This is a genomic window from Betaproteobacteria bacterium, assembly GCA_016791345.1.
GTDB lineage: Bacteria > Pseudomonadota > Gammaproteobacteria > Burkholderiales > JAEUMW01 > JAEUMW01.
This window is the reverse complement of the sequence record JAEUMW010000035.1, coordinates 1-1901: the sequence shown is the minus strand read 5'-3', so window position 1 is coordinate 1901 and position 1901 is coordinate 1. Positions and strand designations below refer to the sequence as shown.

At 66.5% G+C, this 1901-nt stretch carries 2 protein-coding genes; both read left to right on the top strand.

Features of this window, described 5'->3' with window-relative positions; translation table 11 throughout:
* Nucleotides 1-105: 105 nt before the first annotated feature.
* The gene (locus tag JNK68_01215; GenBank protein ID MBL8538966.1) at nt 106-1644 is read left to right on the top strand and encodes a lipopolysaccharide biosynthesis protein; all 1539 of its coding nucleotides are present in this window, start codon (nt 106-108) and stop codon (nt 1642-1644) included.
* Between the two features lie 26 nt (nt 1645-1670).
* On the top strand, nt 1671-1901 hold a 231-nt coding region (locus tag JNK68_01210), incomplete at its 3' end, for a glycosyltransferase family 2 protein (protein MBL8538965.1).

The window sequence follows — 1901 nt, the reverse complement described above, 5'->3', positions numbered from 1 at the left end:
CGATGGGTGTCGTTGCTGGTCAAGGTGCGTTTCGAGCGAGCGCAGATCTCGCAGTCGTGGCGGCAAAGGCTCGGGCGTGTGGCGGCGCGGGGGGCATAGCGGTCGATGAGCAGCGTTCCTCGATCCGGCGAGGCGAGCATGGCGGCAGACGCTCACGCAGCCCACGCGCCACAGGAGGCAAGCGGCCGTGGGGTCGGTCGGGGAGATGCAGCTCGCTCGGCGCTCTGGAGCATGGCCGAGAACGGTGGCCTGACGCTTGTCTCGTTCCTCACGCTCATCGTTCTGGCGAGATTCCTGTCGCCGAGCGACTTCGGCCTGTTCTCGATCGTGCTGGCGGCGGTGGAGTTGCTCAGCGTTTGCGTCGGAATGCTCTTTCACGATGCGCTGATTCAGCGCGACCAGATAACCGAACGGCATGTCGACACCGCCTTCACGGTCACAGTCGTTCTCGGCTTGGCGCTGTTCGGCGCGTGCTGGGCGCTCGGCCCATGGTTCTCGGCGCTGGTCGGCGACCCCGTCGCCGGACGGGTGCTGGGGTGGACGGCGCTTGCTCTGCCCTTCGCCGGGATATCGGCGACAATCGCCGCGCAGCAGCGACGAGAGCTTCGCTTCCGCGTCCTGGCCGTGCGCTCCCTGGTCGGCCGAGTCTCCGGCGCCGCCCTCGGCATGCTGCTGGCGTTCCTCGGTCTGGGCTACTGGAGTCTGGCGGGACAGCACGTGCTCATCGCTGCTGTCGGTGCGCTGGCACTGTGGCTGGCGGCGCCTCGCACGCCGCAGTTTCGCTTCGGCAGTCGGGAGGCGGTCGACCTCCTCGGCTTCGGACTGAAATCGCTCGCCGGTCTCGTGCTTGGATTTGCCCTGAAGCGCGTGTTCACCATCGTCGCCGGTGTGTCGCTCGGCACTAGCGCCGCCGGCTATCTCAACATGAGCTTTAGACTCGTCGACGTCGTCTGGAGCGTTTCCGCCGTCGCCGTCACGCAGGTCGCGCTTCCCGTCCTGTCGCGCATGCAGAACCAGCCGGAACGTCTGCGCAGCGCCTTCGGCAGCGCCAGCGAGATGATCGGCATCGTGTTCTTCGCCCTCTTCGTCGGCATCGCCATCACCGCGCCGGAACTGGTGGAACTGCTCCTGGGACAGCGCTGGGCGCCCATCGCGCCGTACGTCACGCTGCTCGCGCTCCTGGTTTTCGCGCAGACGCCACGTACCCTGATCGTCCCGGTGTTGAAGGCGACCGGCTGGCCTGGCTGGGCGCTCGTCGGAACCGCTGCCCAGGCCATCGTCATCGCCGCACTGATTGCCATCTTCGGTGTTCCCACGGTCGGCAGCGCTATCGCCATCTGGATGCTGGGAGAACTGATCGCGTGGCCGGTGATGGCTCAATCGCTCAAGGCGAAGGCCGGCATAGGCTTCGTCGATCAGATGCGCAGTCTGATGACGCCGGCGCTCGCTGCGGCGGCGATGATGATCGCAGCCTTCGCTGTGCGTCACTCGCTCGATGTCGACCTGCCCGCCCTGGTGCGCCTGGTAGTCATTGGCGGTACGGGCGCGACGGTCTTCCTGGGCGCGCTGGCCTTGCTGGATCGTCGTGCGATCGAGCGGCTGTGGTCGTTCTTCCGCTCCGCGGCGAGCGCGAGGACCGCGTGACTATGTCTGCTGTGGAGTGCTGAACGATGCTTGATCCGGCGAGCCTGGTGTCGGTCATCATCTGCAACTACAACTACGCGCAGTTCGTGGCAGCGGCCATCGAGAGCGCGCTGGCGCTGGATTGGCCGCGGGTCGAAGTGATCGTCGTCGATGACGGATCGACGGATGGTTCGAGGTCGGTGACAGAGGGATATACGCCTCGGGTCAGCCTGTTGACCCAGTCCAACAGCGGGCAGGCGACCGCGGCCAAGGCGGGT